Below are 14554 nucleotides of genomic sequence, written 5' to 3'. Positions count from 1 at the left end.
AGGTCTCGGGTCATTGCAGGTCTCGGGTCATTGCGGGCCTCGGGTCATCGCAGGTTCACCCGCAGCACGGCGGCGCTGGCAAAGGGCAGCACGGCCAGCGTCCCGCAGGTGATCCCCGCCAAAAGCGCCAGCGCGACAGAGACCTCCATCCCCACCGCGCCCCGCCGCGCCACCTCGGCGCCGAAGATCAGCGTGGGCACGTAAAGCGGCAGCACGATCAGCGACAGCAGCAGCCCGCCGCGTTTCAGCCCCACGGTCAGCGCCGCGCCGAAGGTGCCCAGCACCGACAGCGCGGGCGTGCCCACCAGAAGCGACAGGAACAGCCAGGCATACCCCGGCCCGGGCAGGTTCATCATGACCCCCAGCAATGGCGCCGCGATCACCAGCGGCAGCCCGGTGGTGATCCAATGCGCCAGCGCCTTCACGGTGACGATGCCCTCCATCGGCAAGGGCGCCGTGGCCAGCAGGTCCAGGCTCCCGTCCTCCCGGTCCAGCGCGAAGATCCGGTCGAGCGACAGCAGGCAGGCCAGCAGCGCGCCCACCCACAGGATCCCCGGCGCGATCCTCGCCAGCAACGCGCCCTCCGGCCCCACGCCGAAGGCCACCAGCGCCACCAGGATCAGGAAGAACGCCAGGCCCAGGCCAAAACCGCCCCCGGCCCGCACCGCCAGTTTCAGGTCCCTCAGAAGCAATGCGATCACTGGAAGGCCTCTCCGAAGGGGTCATCGAAATCATCCAGCGCCTCCGCCGGCGCCCGGGCCTTCAGCGGGCCGACGTCCAGCACCTCCGCCTCCGGCAGGCCGAGGTCGATATGGGTGGCGATCACCGCCATGCCGCCGCGCGCCAGGTGCCCGCGCACCGCCTCGGCAAATAGCCCGACCGACGCCGCGTCCAGCGATACCGTGGGCTCATCCAGCAGCCACAGCGCCCGGCCGGTCACCATCATCCGCGCCAGCCCCAGCCGTCGCTTCTGCCCGGCCGAAAGGCTGCCCGCCATCCGCTCCCGCAGCGCCAGCAGGTCAAACGCCGCAAGTGCGGGTTCGATGTCGCGCAGCCCGTGGACGGCGGCCCAGAACGAAAGGTTCTCGACCACGCTCATCTGCGCCTTCAGCCCGTCGGCATGGCCGCCATAGGCCACCGCCTCCCGGTCGAAGGACAGCTCTCCCGCCAGCACCGGCTGCAGCCCCGCCAGCGCGCGCAGCAGCGTCGTCTTGCCCGATCCGTTCGGCCCGCGCAGGATCAGTGCCCGCCCGGGTGTCAGCGCAAAACTGACCCCCTCCAGCAGCGGCACCCCCCCACGGGCGACAGCCAGATCGCTCACTCTCATCTCCATGGGATTCCCTTAACCCGTTCCCGCAGCCAGCAAAAGAACCCAAGGGCAGCGCGCCGTCCTTGATGTCGGTCATGCCGCGGGCCGGACAATGCCTCCGGCGGGAGTATTTCCGGCCCAGTGAAAGAGCGGGCCCAGTGAAATTGCGGGCCTGTCGCGTCAGACAGGCAGCAGGGCGGCGGCGACCCGGCGCCCTTCGGACAGCAGCACGTTGAAGGACCGCGCCGCCGTGGGTGAGGCCATGGGTTCGACCCCGATCCCGGCGTTTTCCAGCGCCGTGCGGAAGGCCGTGGGCACGGGCGTCATCTCCGGCCCGGTGCCCAGCAGCAGCACGTCCACCTGTCCCGCCAGCGCCAGCAGCGGCGACAGATCCTCGTAGCCCGCCCAGTCGCGGGTGGAATTGGCCAGCACCATCAGCGGCGCAGGCAGGGCCTCCCCGCCGATGCGGAAGAACCCCGGCCCGTAGCCGTCGATCGGGCGGGCCTGGTCATAGGCGATTTCGGTCAACTGCATGGCATCCCTCCGGGCGCTGTGTCCGGCCCGACCATAGGGGATCACCCCGCCAAGGACCAGTGGTGCCCCGGTCACGATCTGCGCGGCCAGGCCCCGTGGAACGGGACTGCAAAAGCAAGCAGGCCCAAAATAAAACGGCCCAAAATAAATAGGCCGGGGCGCATCGCTGCACCCCGGCCCCTTTTCTCATTTTCTCATTTTCTCATGCCGCCCGGATCAGGCGTCGATATTGGCGAACTTCGTCCCGGCGCCACCGCCGGGCTTCTTCGTCCAGTCGCGCTTCACGCCCAGCCACAGCACCACGTTCTTGGCCACGTAGACCGAGGAATAGGTGCCGATGATCACACCCCAGGTGATGGCGAAGACGAAGCTGCGGATCACGTCGCCGCCCAGCACCAGCAGGGCGATCAGCGCCAGCAGCGTCGTGCCGGAGGTCATGACCGTCCGGCTCAGCGTCTCGTTGACCGACAGGTTCATCACGTCGATCAGGGCCATGGTCTTGAACTTCCGCAGGTTTTCCCGCAGCCGGTCAAAGATCACCACCGTGTCGTTGATCGAATAGCCGATGATGGTCAGCAGCGCCGCAATCGTGGTCAGGTCGAACCGGATCTGCAGCAGGCTGAAGATCCCGATGGTGACCAGCACGTCATGGAACAGCGCAAAGACCGCCCCCAGCGAGAACTGCCATTCGAAGCGCAGCCAGATGTAGAGCAGGATCGCCGCCAGTGCCGCGCCAACGGCCAGGAAGGCCGTCTTGATCAGCTCGCCCGACACCTTCGGCCCGACGCTTTCGACACTGGTGAAGCGGATCGTGTCATCCACCCCCTGCAGCGCGGTTTCGACCTCTGCCACCGTATCGGCAGAGACCGATTCCTGCTCGTCCTGCGCCTGGATCCGGATCATCGCCACGTGCTGATCCTGCGCGAAGGAGGCATCGAACACCTCCGAGATCACGACATCCCCCAGCCCCAGCGGCGCGATGGCGTCACGGTAGGCGCCCACGTCGACCGCCTGTTCCGACTGGGTGCGGATCGTGGTGCCCCCGCGGAAGTCGATGCCGAAATTCAGCCCGACGGTCAGCCACAGGATGACCGAGGCCACCATGGCCACGGCCGAGATCCCGAAGGTGATCCAGCGGTACTTGAAGAAGTTGTAGTTGGTTTCCTGCGGAACAAGTCTCAGGCGCATCTCACACCTCCAAAGTCTTGGGTCGCTTCCGCTCGAACCACATCACCACCAGCAGGCGGGTGATGTAGATGGCGGTAAAGACCGACGTGACGATACCGATGGCCAGGGTGACGGCAAAGCCCCGCACCGGGCCGGACCCCAGCACGAAGAGGATCACCGCCACGATGAAGGTGGTGATATTGGCGTCGATGATGGCCGACAGGGCCCTGTCGTAGCCCAGCTCGATCGCGCGGGCCGGGCCCTTGGCCGTCTTCAGCTCTTCGCGGATCCGTTCGAAGACCAGCACGTTGGCGTCCACCGCCATGCCGATGGTCAGCACGATCCCCGCGATCCCCGGCAGGGTCAGCGTGGCACCGATCATCGACAGCAGGCCGAAGATCATGCCCACGTTCAGGATCAGCGCGATATTGGCGAAGATCCCGAACAGGCCATAGCTGAGCGCCATGAACACCAGCACGGCAATCCCGGCCACGATGCATGCGATCTTGCCGGCCTGGATGCTGTCCGCGCCCAGTTCCGGCCCGATGGTCCGCTCTTCCAGGAAGTCCAGCCCGGCAGGCAGTGCGCCCGCGCGCAGCAGAACGGCCAGGTTGGTGCTTTCCTCGACGGTGAAGTTGCCGGTGATGATCCCCGACCCGCCGGCGATATGCGCCTGGATCACCGGGGCGCTGATCACCTCGTCATCCAGCACGATGGCGAAGGGGCTGCCGATGTTCTCGGCGGTGTAATCGCCGAACTTCCGCGCCCCCGAGGGGTTGAAGCGGAAGCTGACGGCAGGCCGCCCGTTCTGGTCGAAGCTCGGCTGCGCATCGGTCAGCTCCTCGCCCGACACGACGGGCGCGCTCTCCAGCACGTAGTAGAGCCCCTCCTGGTTGGCATCGGGCAGCACTTCCTGGCCCGCGCCGGGGCGCGTGTCGCCATTGCCGGTGGTGGTGACCACGGGTTGGAAGTTCAGCTGCGCGGTGGTGCCGATGATGTCCTTCAGCTCGGAGGCGGATCCGATGCCCGGCACCTGGATCAGGATCCGGTCGGTGCCCTGGCGCTGGATCGTCGGCTCCCGCGTGCCCACCTCGTCGATGCGGCGGCGGATGATCTCCAACGATTGCTTCACGGTGCGGTCGTCGGTCGCTTCCTTCTCCGCATCCGACAGCTGCACGGTGATCTCGTCGCCCTGCCCGCTGACCACCAGGTCGGAGGCGCCGGCGGCGGTGAGGGAGCTCACGGGCTGTGCCAGCCCGCGCACCAGTTCCACCGCGCGATCGAGGCCCTCGGCATTGCCGATCCTGATCTTCAGGGTGCCGTCTTCGGAAGGCTGCAGGCGGATGGTGCCGACCTCGTCGCGGTGATCGCGCAGCAGGTTGCGGACCTCGGGCCACAGGCCGTCCATGCGGGTCTGGTAGACCTCCGCGACCCGGACCTCCGCCAGCAGGTGCGCCCCGCCCCGCAGGTCAAGCCCGAGGTTCACCAGGCCGGAGGGCAGGAAGGACGGCCAGCCGGTCACGCCGGAGGTATCGCCCGCCTGGGCCTGCACCTTGTCATTATAGGCTTCCACGCGTCCGTAGAAGGCATTCGGAAGGGCCAGCAGCAGACCGAGGGCGACAAGCCCCCAGATCAGGACCCGTTTCCACGTATCGATTTGCAGCATGTCGGCCCTTTCGTCAGGCATGCGGCGGGCGCCACGGGGTCACGTCCCGGGCGCCGCTGCCTTGATCTGTCTCGGTTCGGTCCGGTGCGGTGGCGGCTGCGGGCGCTCTGCCCGCCGGCCCCTGCCGCACCTCACGTCACCGCTTGCGCCAGCGGTCGCGCCAGCGGTTGCACGGCTGGGCCTTACTTGGCCTCGGCGGCCGGCTCGGTCTTGGAAACGACGTTGGCCAGGGTCGACTTGACGACGCGCACCTTGACGCCTTCTGCGATCTCGACCTCGATCTCGCCGTCTTCCTTGACCTTGGACACCTTGCCGATCAGCCCGCCCTGGGTGATCACCTGGTCACCACGGCGCACGCCGTCGACCATGGCGCGATGTTCCTTCATCTTCTTCTGCTGCGGGCGGATGAGCAGGAAGTACATGATCGCGAAAATCAGGATCAGCGGCAGGAATTGTCCGAGTGCTGCGGGGTCCATCGAGGGTTCCTTCTGTCAGGCAAGGGTGATCGGCGGGCTCTCCCCGCAAATTTGGCCGGAACCTATGTGGGGCCGGTGGGGATTGCAAGATCGGATGGCGCCGGCGCCCCCCGCCAAATCCCCGCATTTCCCAGCCACGCGCCCCCTCTGACGCAATTGTCATGCCCCGTCATCCCCGACGGCGCTCCGCCTGCCCCCCACAACCGCCCCGTAGGGCGGGGTTCACCCCGCCGCCCCCAACGCCGCCCCCAACGCCACCCCGACACCTCCCCGGGTCGCCCCCGCCATTCCGCCCAAAGCCCGATCCCCCCTCCCGGCCCCCCCGCCAAAGGTGGATTGCATCCACCCTACCCCGCCCCCAAACGCCCCAACCCCGCGCCACGCCCCTCCCATTTTTTGGCCCCAAATATCCCGGGGGAGGTCGCGGCCTGCCGCGACCGGGGGCAGCGCCCCCAACACCCCACCTCAACACCTGCCCCCACCCCCGCCCGGTGCACGACATCCCCCGCCGCCGCACCGCCCCCTTCCCTCATTCGATGGCCAGAAATACTCTGGGGGAGTCCGCCCCCGGGGCGGACGGGGGCAAAGCCCCCTCTCCCCGCGAAAAATTTTCCGCACCCCGCCCCCGGATTAACCCTTCGAATCCCCCATCCCCCGAACTGATACGCACCGCCGCTATACCGACGTGATACCGACGCGATACAGCCTGTCCGGAGGGCACCGGGGCACCGCCCGGCCACAGCCGGAGGCCGGTCAACCACCGCCCCGCACTCCCCGGTACCCATCGGAAAGGATTTCCTGCATAAGGCCCCCACGACTCACACCAAAGGAGTGCAAGACATGCATGACATCCGCACCATCCGCGACAATCCGGCCGCTTTCGACGCCGCCCTGTCCCGCCGTGGAACCGGGTCCATGTCCTCCTCCATCCTGGCGCTGGACGAGGAACGTCGCGCCAAGATCCAGGCGGCAGAGGCCGCCCAGGCGGAGCAGAACGCCGCCTCGAAACAGGTCGGCGCCGCCAAGGCCAGGGGCGACGAGGCGGAGTTCGAACGCCTCCGCGCGCTGGTGGCCGAGAAGAAGCAGGCGGTTGCCGCCATGCAGGCCGAAGCCAAGGACCTGGATGCGCAACTGACTGAAGTTCTTATGGGAATCCCGAACTTGCCCTTCGAGGACACCCCTGATGGCGCCGATGAGGCCGACAATGTCGAGGTCCACCGCTGGGGCTCCATCCCCAACTTCGCCTTCACGCCGAAGGAGCATTACGAGCTCTCCGGTGTCATCCCGGGCATGGACTTCGAACTGGCCGCCAAGCTCTCCGGCTCCCGCTTCGTGGTGCTGAAGGGCGCCGTGGCACGCATCCACCGGGCGCTGGCGCAGTTCATGCTCAACACCCACGTGGATGAAAACGGGCTCGAGGAAACCTGGACCCCCGTGCTGGTCCGCGAGGAGATGATGCTCGGCACCGGCCAGCTGCCGAAGTTCGGCGAGGACAGCTACCAGACCCGCGAAGGCTGGTGGCTGGTGCCGACCGCCGAGGTGACCCTGACGAACGTGGTAAACAACTCCACCGTCGAGGAAAATTCGCTTCCGCTGCGCATGTGCGCCCACACCCAGTGCTTCCGTTCCGAGGCAGGTTCGGCGGGCCGCGACACCGCCGGCATGCTGCGCCAGCACCAGTTCGAGAAGGTGGAGATGGTCTCCATCACCCACCCCGACAAGTCCCGCGAAGAGCTGGACCGCATGACCGAATGCGCCCAGGGGATCCTCGAAAAGCTGGGTCTGGCCTATCGCACCATGGCGCTCTGCACCGGTGACATGGGCTTCGGCGCGCGCCGCACCCATGACCTGGAGGTCTGGCTGCCCGGTCAGAACACCTTCCGCGAGATCTCCTCTGTCTCCGTCTGCGGCGATTTCCAGGCCCGGCGCATGAACGCCCGCTTCAAGCCCGCCGCGGGCGGCAAGCCGGAATACGTCCACACGCTGAACGGCTCCGGCCTGGCCGTGGGCCGCTGCCTGATCGCCGTGCTGGAAAACGGCCAGCAGGAAGACGGCTCCGTCAAGCTGCCCGAGGTGCTGTCGCCCTATCTCGGCGGCAAGCTGACCCTGACGGCAGAGGGCACACTGGTCTGATCGCGACCTTGTCACACCCGGCTTCCGGGCCATGCCAAGGCACAGAAACCCCCGCCCCCCGGCGGGGGTTTTCCTTTGTCCCGATCCGCATCAAAAATCCGCTGACAGTCCACCAATTTGACTCGTGTCATTGTGGAGATACGCATCCGTATTAGAATGGCGCCCAAGCGTGCGCGTCACGCGGCCCGAACGGACCTGCGCGATGCATCCAGACACGCCTCACGTCGTCACGAAAGGACCCGCGCCATGAAAGCCTGGAGCTTCACCGGAACTCACCAACCCCTTGTAGCCGTGGAAAAACCCGAACCCGTGGTGAGCGGCGACAACGTCAAGATCAAGGTCCTTGCGGCGGGCCTGTGCCACACCGACTGCGGCGTGCTGGAGGATGAGAAATGGCTCGCCAACATCCCCAACCTTCCCGTGACCATGGGCCACGAAGTCGCCGGCGTGATCGAGGAGGTCGGCCCCGAGGTGAAGGATTTCAAACCCGGTGACCGCGTCGCCATCTGGCCGATGCTGGAAACCCCGGGCTTCGTGATCGACGGCGGTTTCGGAGAGAAGATCGTCACCACCGAAAAGGCCCTGGTGCCCGTTCCCGAAGGCATGCCAATCGAACGCGCCGCGGCCGCGACGGACGCCGGGATGACCTCCCAGGGGGCGCTGACCCGGGGCGGGATCAAGGCTGGCGAAAAGGTCGGCATCATCGGTCTGGGCGGGCTGGGCCAGTTCGCGGCGCAGCTGGTCGTGCTGAACGGCGCGGAGCTCTACGTGGCCGAGATCAAGGAAGAAAACTGGGATTACGCCCGCAGCCTCGGCGCCAGGAAGGTGGTGAAGGACGTGACAGAGCTGAAGGAGGATGAGCTGGACCTGATCATCGATTTCGCGGGTTTCGGCACCACCACCGCCGGCGCTATCGAAGCCGTGGGCATGAACGGCCGTGTCGTCCTCGTGGGCATGGGCAAGCTGGAAGCGGCGATCAACACCTATCCGATGATCATCAAGAAGGTCGACCTGCGCGGTTCCAACGGCGGCAGCAAGGAAGACATCGCCACCGTGCTCGACTGGATGGCGCAGGGAAAGCTGACGCCCAAGCTGGAAACCATCACCTGGGACGAGATCCCGGAGGGCATCGAACGCCTGCACCGCGGAGAGGTCAACGGGCGACTGGTCTGCCTCTACTGACATCCGCATCGGCGCGGCCCCACTCCGGCGGGGCCGCGCCAGCCTCTGGCACCAGCCTCAGGCAGCAGATGCCCTGTCTCGGGCGGCAAAGACCTCCTTCGCGGCGAAAAGCCCGTTCAGCGCGGCGGGAAAGCCCGCGTAGACGGCCATCTGCATCAGGATCTCGGTGATCTCCTCCCGGCTGACACCGACGTTCAGCGCCGCTGCCAGGTGCACCTTCAGCTGCGGCTCTGCCGTACCCATGGCCGTCAGCGCCGCGACCGTCGCGATCTCCCGATCCCGAAGCGACAGGCCGGGCCGCGTGTAGATATCGCCGAAGGGGAACTCCAGCAGGTAACGGGCGAAGTCCGGCGCGATGTCAGCCAGCGCCGCCACCACGGCCTCTCCCCCCTCGCCGTCGATCTCCGCCAGCGCGCGCTGCCCGCGTGCCAGCCGGTCGTCAGCCTCCCCCGCCCGCTGCGGGGCCTTTTCCGTCATACTCATGATCTTGCGTCCTTTTTTCCTCTGCGGCATAGCCGTCGATCTTGGTGTCGAGGACGATCAGCGCCGCCTGAAGCTCCGCCACCCGGGCGCGTACATCGGCCCTGTGGGCCTCCAGCAACGCCCGCCGCGCGGGTCCGGTGGCAGGCCCTTCGGCGCGCAGATCCGCATAGCGGCGCATCTCCCGCAGGGGCATGCCTGTCACCTTCAGCCGCTGCAGGAAGCCGATCCAGGTCAGGATCGCGGCATCGTAATCCCGCTGCCCGCCCGCATCGCGATCCGGCGGCGGCAGGAGCCCGATCCGCTCGTAATAGCGGATGGTATGGGCCGAAAGCCCGCTGCGTTTCGCCAGGGTGCCGATCTTCATGCTGCTCGCTTCTCGTCAAGACGCTCCGGACCCTAGGGGTTTGAGTGTACTCCAAGTCAAGCGGCAAATTCCGCCCGCGCAGGCCCTTGCGACTGAACCGAAACGGGAGTTCAAGCGTATGTACCTCAACGACTTAAGGAGGATCCGATGTTCCGGATGAAAGCCATCCTCACCCTCTGCGCCACGCTGGCCTTCATGCTCTCGCCGGTGGTCTCTCCCGGCTTCTCGGGCTTCACGGCCGATCAGTTCCCGGTGCCGCAGGTCGATCCGCCGATCCAGCCGATGGGGCTGACCTTCGCGGTGATCTGGACGGTGATCTATGCCTGGCTCATCGCCATGGCGGGCTACGGGCTGCTGAAACGGGCCGAAGATCCTACCTGGGACGCGCCGCGCTGGCCGCTCTTTGCCTCGCTGGTGGTGGGCGCGGCCTGGATCCCCATCGCCAACCTCTCCCCCGCCTGGGCGACCGTGCTGATCTGGATCATGCTGGGCACGGCGCTCTGGGCGCTCTTCCGGCTGCCCGCCGGGCTTTCGCGCCGCGACAGGCTCTGGCTGCAGGCACCGCTGGGGCTCTATGCGGGATGGCTGACGGCAGCCGCCTGCGTGGCGACGGCGGTGCTGGCCACCGGCTATGGCGCCACGCCGGAGCTCTGGATCCATGCCGCCTTCCTGCTGCTGGCCAGCTGGATCGCCATCGCCGTGGCCCGGATCTCCCCCGCGCCCCGGCCCTTCTACCTGGGCGCCATGCTCTGGGCCGTGCTTGGGATCGTGATCGACAATGCCAATGCGGGCCGCTGGCTCTTTGCCGGGATCGCGGCGGTGGTCCTGCTGGTGCTGTTGCCACTGGAATGGCGCGCAGTGACGGAGGCACGGGGGGCGTGAGGCGGATGGTGGGTTGCACCCACCCTACGGCGCATTGCCTCCGGGCGGCGGGACGCGGACGGTGGGACACGGACGGTGGATTTCATCCACCCTACGAGGGACCGCAGGATGGCCACCGTCCCGATCGCCCCGATCCCTCCCCGCCCCTCAGCCGCAAAGAAAAACGCCGCGGATCCCTCCGCGGCGTTTCCTCATTTCACCGGCTTCCTGCCCAGGGGCCGCCCACCCGTGGGGCGGCTGCCGCGCTTGGGCTTGGGCTTCTCGTCCGCCCGGCCCTTGCCAAGGTGCTTGCGCAGCCGTGACGGGGTCGATTTCGTCTTGCTCTTGTAGGGGTTGCGATCCCCCTGGCTGCGCAGGGTCAGTCGGATCGGCGTCCCCGGCATGTCGAAATCGGCACGCAACCCGTTCACCAGGTAGCGCGAATAGCTGTCGGGCATCTTGTCGGGATGAGAGCACATCACCACGAAGGCCGGCGGCCTGGTCTTGGCCTGGGTCATGTAGCGCAGCTTGATCCGGCGACCGCCCGGGGCGGGCGGCGGGTGCTGCTCCAGCATGCCCGTCAGCCAGCGGTTCAGACGCCCGGTGGAGACACGGCGGTTCCAGGTCCGGTGCGCGGCCAGGATGGCCCCATGCAATCGGTCCAGCCCACGCCCCGTCTTGGCCGAAACGGTCACCAGCGGCGCACCGCGCAGCTGCGGCAGAAGACGTTCGAAGGATTCCTTCAGCGCCTTCAGCTTCTCCTGCTTCTCGTCCTCGATGTCCCACTTGTTGACCGCCACCACCACGGCGCGGCCCTCGCGCTCCGCGAGGTCGGCAATGCGCAGGTCCTGCTGTTCAAACGGAATGGCCGCGTCGAGCAGAACCACCACCACTTCCGCGAACTTCACCGCCCGCAGGCCATCGGCCACCGACAGCTTCTCGACCTTGTCCTGCACCTTGGCGCGCTTGCGCATGCCAGCGGTGTCGAAGATCTTGATCGGCGTGCCCTGCCAGTCGATGCGCAGGGAAATCGAATCCCGGGTGATCCCGGCCTCCGGCCCCGTCAGCAGGCGGTCCTCACCCAGGATCTTGTTGATCAGCGTGGACTTGCCCGCGTTCGGCCGGCCCACCACGGCGATCTGCAGCGGGCGCTGCTCGCTGGGTTTCCAGGCTTCCTCGGCGGCGGCAAGATCGGCCTCCTCGTCATCGCCCTCGGGCACCGAAACGTCCATCTCGGGCGCGGCACTGACGGCCACTGCGGTGCGTTCCGCGAAATGTTCCGACAGCGGCAGCAGGGCCCCGAACAGATCCGCCATCCCCTCGCCATGCTCGGCAGAGATCCGCAGCGGTTCCCCCAGGCCCAGGTTCCAGGCTTCCAGCACACCGGCGTCGGCGGCAGCGCCCTCGCCCTTGTTGGCGGCCAGGATCACGTGGTCGGCCTTCTTGCGCAGGATCTCTGCAAACAGCTCATCCGTCGCGGTCACGCCGACGCGGGCGTCGATCATGAACAGGCAGATGTCGGCCATTTCCACCGCCCGCTCCGTCAGGCGCCGCATGCGGCCCTGCAGGCTGTCGTCGGTGGCATCTTCCAGGCCGGCCGTGTCGATCACGGTGAAATCCAGGTCGCCCAGGCGCGCCGGACCTTCGCGCAGGTCGCGCGTCACGCCGGGCTGGTCATCCACCAGGGCCAGCTTCTTGCCGACCAGGCGGTTGAACAGCGTCGACTTGCCGACATTGGGGCGGCCCACGATGGCCAGGGTGAAGGACATGACGAAACCTCGGGTTGCGAATGCGCCGCTTACCCCAGAAAACCCGGGGCCGCAAAGGATTTCAACGGCGAAGGGCGCAAAGCCGCGATCTGCGACCCCGCGCCCGGAAAGAGCTGTCGCCCTCGGCCCGGCCCGGCAAATGCCGCGGGCCCGGCCCCGGCGATCAACGATAGGCCAGCAACTGGCCCTTCTTGTTCAGCACGTAAAGCACGCCACCGGCGACGACGGGCGCCGATGCGGCCCCCGCCGGCAGCTCCGCCTCCCCGGCAGCGGCACCGCTGACCGGATCGAAGAAGCGCAGCTTGCCATCCGACGAGGCAATGACCAGCCGGCCACCGGCCAGGATCGGACCGTAATGGGCATAGACGGCTTCCTGCTTGCGGGGCTTGCGCACCTCGAAGAAGGGCAGGCTCACGCCCCAGATCCGTTCGCCCGTGCCGGCGTCCAGGCGGACCAGCTCGTTGTTGTCGGTGACGATGAAGACGGATCCGCCCGCGACCCAGGCCGGGCCCATCGGGCCTTCGTCGGCGGTCCACTTGCGGGTGCCGGTGGCCAGGTCCAGCGCCACCATGCGGCCGGACAGGTTGCCGGTGTAGACGGTATCGCCCACCACCACCGGATCGCCGGTGATGTCGTCGACGTTGGACCGGGCATAGCCCAGGCGGCGGCCCGACACGATGGTCGACCAGGCGCCAAGACCACCCTGGCGATAGGCCGCGCGGATCTCGCCGGAGCCGAAGCCGAAGATCGCGTATTTGTCGGTCAGGGCCGGGCTCGGCGCGCCGGCAAAGTTGTTGACGTCCGGCGTGCCGGAGATCTGCCATTTCACCCGGCCGGTCCTGGCCTCCAGCACCCAGGCTTCATCCTCGCCCGCGGTGACATAGACCAGGTCGCCGTAGACCGTCGGCGCACCGGTGGCCGAGGCCAGCAGTTTCTGGGTCCAGATCACGCCGCCCGTCGCCGGATCCAGCGCGGTCAGCTCACCAAAGCCGGTGGTCGCGAAAAGCTTGCCGTCGCCATAGGCGATGCCCCCGCCGGACGCCTCGCCCGCCTTGTCCTGCGCCGGGACCAGGCTGGCCTGCCACAGCAGGGCGCCCGCGGTCGACACGGCGCTGACATGGCCGGTGGCATCCAGGGTGAAGACGCGGCCATCGGCCACAACCGGATCGGAGGTGATATGCACCTTGCGGCCATTGCCCTCGCCGATATCGGCGCTCCAGGCCAGGACGGGTGCGGGGCCGAGCGCCGGGTTCGATACCCGCGTCGCCGGCGTCCCGGAACCCTGGGTCCAGCTTGCATTGGCCGTGACCGCAGGCAGCGAAATCGGCGCCGCGCGGTTTTCCGGAACGGTCGGGATATCACCCGGCACCTGCTCGCTCAGCACAGAGCGGAGCTCTTCCCGCGGGCCGATCAGCTTCACCTCGCGCTCGGCACAGGCCGACAGCGCCAGAACCGTCGCCAGACCCAGCGGCAGCAACCTTGCGGCGCGCCCCTTCGCGGTGCCTGCCCCCCGGGCCGGTCCGCCATTCATCTGCAGTGAGCTGCCCTGCTTCGCCATGCCGCGCGTCACCTTCTGCCTGTCCTTGTCCGGGCGGCTTGGCCGCTCCGGCTTTTCTTGCCGGCTTAGGCACTTGGCCCCGCCGGAAAATCCGTCATGCACGGCCCCTCGGGGCCGCGCGGGTTCAGCTTGCCGTCGCCGGATCGCCGCCCAGGGCCACAATCAACTGACTTGCCCGCTGACGCAAGCCCTGCGTCACCTCCGCATCGGTCAGGATCTGCTGCAGCTGGTCCAGGGCGGCCTCGGTGTTGCCTTCCTCGACATAGGTCAGCGCCACCTGCTCTTCCGCCAGCAGCCGCAGGGGGTTGCCCGCCACCGCCAGGCTTTCGAAGCCATCGCGCCGCTCTGCTGCGGGCACGTCGCCCGCCTGCAGCAGCAGCTGCTTGAACCGGGCCATGTCGGCGTAGAAGCCCGTCACCGGCAGATCGTCCAGCGCCGCGGCCGCCCGTGCGGGATCCTCCGCCCCGGCCGCAGCCTCGGAAGAGGCAAGGAAGGCCACCAGCGCCTGCTGGTCCGCCGTCTCCGCATCCACCGCCTGCAGCGCCGCGATCCGTGCATCCGATCCGTCTTCGTCCAGCGCATCCAGCAGTGCATCGCCAAAGGCCTCTGCCTGGGCGCGCTCCTTGGCCTTGGTCCATTCGTTCCAGGCCGCGCCCCCCACGATCAGCAGGACCAGCACCACGGCAATCCAGCCGTAGCGCTTGATCAGCGCGAACAGACGGTCGCGGCGGACCTCGTCGTTGACTTCATCGATGAAACTGTCGGCGTCGCTCACGGCTGTCCCCTTCGGCATTTGGCCCCTCTTACCCCGTCACCTCAGGCGTGCCAAGGGCGGCATTGGCGCAGAGCCGCCGAGCCACCCACACCCGGCCCACGGCCTGCCCACCGGCAGACGGCACGACACGCCGCGCCCCCTCGGATCCCGCTCTTTCCACCGCATGCAACGGCATGCCTGCCCGCCCTTCGCGCAGCCCGCCCCGAAACCGGCCGCCCCGCCCGCCGAACCCGTGCCAGGCACCCCGGGCCTCGCGGAAATGTGTTGCTGCAACGCG

14 protein-coding genes are annotated in these 14554 nt (G+C 67.7%); 3 read left to right on the top strand and 11 right to left on the bottom strand.

Annotation, left to right across the window (positions count from 1 at the left end; translation table 11 throughout):
• Positions 1-44: 44 nt before the first annotated feature.
• The 6 genes from ccmB to yajC all read right to left on the bottom strand — a co-directional run bounded on the left by ccmB (position 45) and on the right by yajC (position 5152).
• Complete coding sequence (gene ccmB, locus AC2IR1_RS11700) at positions 45-701, bottom strand: heme exporter protein CcmB (RefSeq protein WP_486472145.1); 657 nt, start codon at positions 699-701, stop codon at positions 45-47.
• Positions 698-1333 (bottom strand): heme ABC exporter ATP-binding protein CcmA, encoded by a 636-nt coding sequence (gene ccmA / locus AC2IR1_RS11695; protein WP_486472144.1) that lies wholly within the window; start codon positions 1331-1333, stop codon positions 698-700. Before ccmA ends, ccmB begins: the two co-directional genes overlap by 4 nt.
• A gap of 156 nt (positions 1334-1489) precedes the next feature.
• Positions 1490-1843: an Mth938-like domain-containing protein gene (locus AC2IR1_RS11690; protein WP_486472143.1), complete on the bottom strand. Its 354-nt coding sequence runs from the start codon at positions 1841-1843 to the stop codon at positions 1490-1492.
• A gap of 216 nt (positions 1844-2059) precedes the next feature.
• Positions 2060-3031, bottom strand: coding sequence for a protein translocase subunit SecF (gene secF, locus AC2IR1_RS11685; protein WP_486472142.1), 972 nt, complete (start codon positions 3029-3031; stop codon positions 2060-2062).
• A gap of 1 nt (position 3032) precedes the next feature.
• Positions 3033-4676 (bottom strand): protein translocase subunit SecD, encoded by a 1644-nt coding sequence (secD, locus tag AC2IR1_RS11680; RefSeq protein ID WP_486472141.1) that lies wholly within the window; start codon positions 4674-4676, stop codon positions 3033-3035.
• Between the two features lie 182 nt (positions 4677-4858).
• Positions 4859-5152: a preprotein translocase subunit YajC gene (yajC, locus tag AC2IR1_RS11675; RefSeq protein WP_486472140.1), complete on the bottom strand. Its 294-nt coding sequence runs from the start codon at positions 5150-5152 to the stop codon at positions 4859-4861.
• An 840-nt stretch (positions 5153-5992) separates the two neighbouring features.
• Between yajC and serS the strand changes: the two genes are divergently transcribed.
• Positions 5993-7285, top strand: coding sequence for a serine--tRNA ligase (serS, locus tag AC2IR1_RS11670; protein ID WP_486472139.1), 1293 nt, complete (start codon positions 5993-5995; stop codon positions 7283-7285).
• A 246-nt stretch (positions 7286-7531) separates the two neighbouring features.
• Positions 7532-8467: a zinc-binding dehydrogenase gene (locus tag AC2IR1_RS11665; protein ID WP_486472138.1), complete on the top strand. Its 936-nt coding sequence runs from the start codon at positions 7532-7534 to the stop codon at positions 8465-8467.
• A 57-nt stretch (positions 8468-8524) separates the two neighbouring features.
• Here AC2IR1_RS11665 and AC2IR1_RS11660 read toward each other — a convergent pair whose 3' ends face one another.
• Both AC2IR1_RS11660 and AC2IR1_RS11655 read right to left on the bottom strand, forming a co-directional pair.
• Positions 8525-8950 carry a carboxymuconolactone decarboxylase family protein gene (locus AC2IR1_RS11660; protein WP_486472137.1) on the bottom strand — a complete coding sequence of 142 codons (426 nt, stop codon included), beginning with the start codon at positions 8948-8950 and terminating at the stop codon, positions 8525-8527.
• Positions 8907-9314, bottom strand: coding sequence for a MerR family transcriptional regulator (locus AC2IR1_RS11655; RefSeq protein WP_486472136.1), 408 nt, complete (start codon positions 9312-9314; stop codon positions 8907-8909). The genes AC2IR1_RS11660 and AC2IR1_RS11655 overlap by 44 nt, the downstream gene beginning before the upstream one ends.
• 147 nt (positions 9315-9461) lie before the next feature.
• On the opposite strand from AC2IR1_RS11655, the gene AC2IR1_RS11650 reads away from it, so the two are divergent.
• Positions 9462-10196, top strand: a complete 735-nt coding sequence (locus AC2IR1_RS11650) for a TspO/MBR family protein (RefSeq protein WP_486472135.1) — start codon at positions 9462-9464, stop codon at positions 10194-10196.
• Positions 10197-10387: 191 nt separating this feature from the next.
• On the opposite strand, the gene der is transcribed toward AC2IR1_RS11650, so the two are convergent.
• The 3 genes from der to AC2IR1_RS11635 all read right to left on the bottom strand — a co-directional run bounded on the left by der (position 10388) and on the right by AC2IR1_RS11635 (position 14277).
• Positions 10388-11944 carry a ribosome biogenesis GTPase Der gene (der, locus tag AC2IR1_RS11645; RefSeq protein ID WP_486472134.1) on the bottom strand — a complete coding sequence of 519 codons (1557 nt, stop codon included), beginning with the start codon at positions 11942-11944 and terminating at the stop codon, positions 10388-10390.
• Between the two features lie 163 nt (positions 11945-12107).
• Positions 12108-13502, bottom strand: coding sequence for a PQQ-like beta-propeller repeat protein (locus tag AC2IR1_RS11640; protein WP_486472133.1), 1395 nt, complete (start codon positions 13500-13502; stop codon positions 12108-12110).
• Positions 13503-13626: 124 nt separating this feature from the next.
• Complete coding sequence (locus AC2IR1_RS11635) at positions 13627-14277, bottom strand: hypothetical protein (protein ID WP_486472132.1); 651 nt, start codon at positions 14275-14277, stop codon at positions 13627-13629.
• Between the last annotated feature and the right edge of the window lie 277 nt (positions 14278-14554).

It is taken from the genome of Pseudooceanicola sp. NS-SX8 (assembly GCF_057380755.1).
This window is presented reverse-complemented; position numbering and strand designations above follow the sequence as displayed.

What these genes read in the sequence shown, in the direction of transcription:
- secF (WP_486472142.1), bottom strand. Translation starts at nt 3,031, where the DNA reads ATGCGCCTGAGACTTGTTCCGCAGGAAACCAACTACAACTTCTTCAAG.
- AC2IR1_RS11690 (WP_486472143.1), bottom strand. Translation starts at nt 1,843, where the DNA reads ATGCAGTTGACCGAAATCGCCTATGACCAGGCCCGCCCGATCGACGGC.
- ccmA (WP_486472144.1), bottom strand. Translation starts at nt 1,333, where the DNA reads ATGGAGATGAGAGTGAGCGATCTGGCTGTCGCCCGTGGGGGGGTGCCG.
- serS (WP_486472139.1), top strand. Translation starts at nt 5,993, where the DNA reads ATGCATGACATCCGCACCATCCGCGACAATCCGGCCGCTTTCGACGCC.
- AC2IR1_RS11665 (WP_486472138.1), top strand. Translation starts at nt 7,532, where the DNA reads ATGAAAGCCTGGAGCTTCACCGGAACTCACCAACCCCTTGTAGCCGTG.
- AC2IR1_RS11640 (WP_486472133.1), bottom strand. Translation starts at nt 13,502, where the DNA reads ATGGCGAAGCAGGGCAGCTCACTGCAGATGAATGGCGGACCGGCCCGG.
- AC2IR1_RS11660 (WP_486472137.1), bottom strand. Translation starts at nt 8,950, where the DNA reads ATGAGTATGACGGAAAAGGCCCCGCAGCGGGCGGGGGAGGCTGACGAC.
- der (WP_486472134.1), bottom strand. Translation starts at nt 11,944, where the DNA reads ATGTCCTTCACCCTGGCCATCGTGGGCCGCCCCAATGTCGGCAAGTCG.
- secD (WP_486472141.1), bottom strand. Translation starts at nt 4,676, where the DNA reads ATGCTGCAAATCGATACGTGGAAACGGGTCCTGATCTGGGGGCTTGTC.
- AC2IR1_RS11655 (WP_486472136.1), bottom strand. Translation starts at nt 9,314, where the DNA reads ATGAAGATCGGCACCCTGGCGAAACGCAGCGGGCTTTCGGCCCATACC.
- yajC (WP_486472140.1), bottom strand. Translation starts at nt 5,152, where the DNA reads ATGGACCCCGCAGCACTCGGACAATTCCTGCCGCTGATCCTGATTTTC.
- AC2IR1_RS11650 (WP_486472135.1), top strand. Translation starts at nt 9,462, where the DNA reads ATGTTCCGGATGAAAGCCATCCTCACCCTCTGCGCCACGCTGGCCTTC.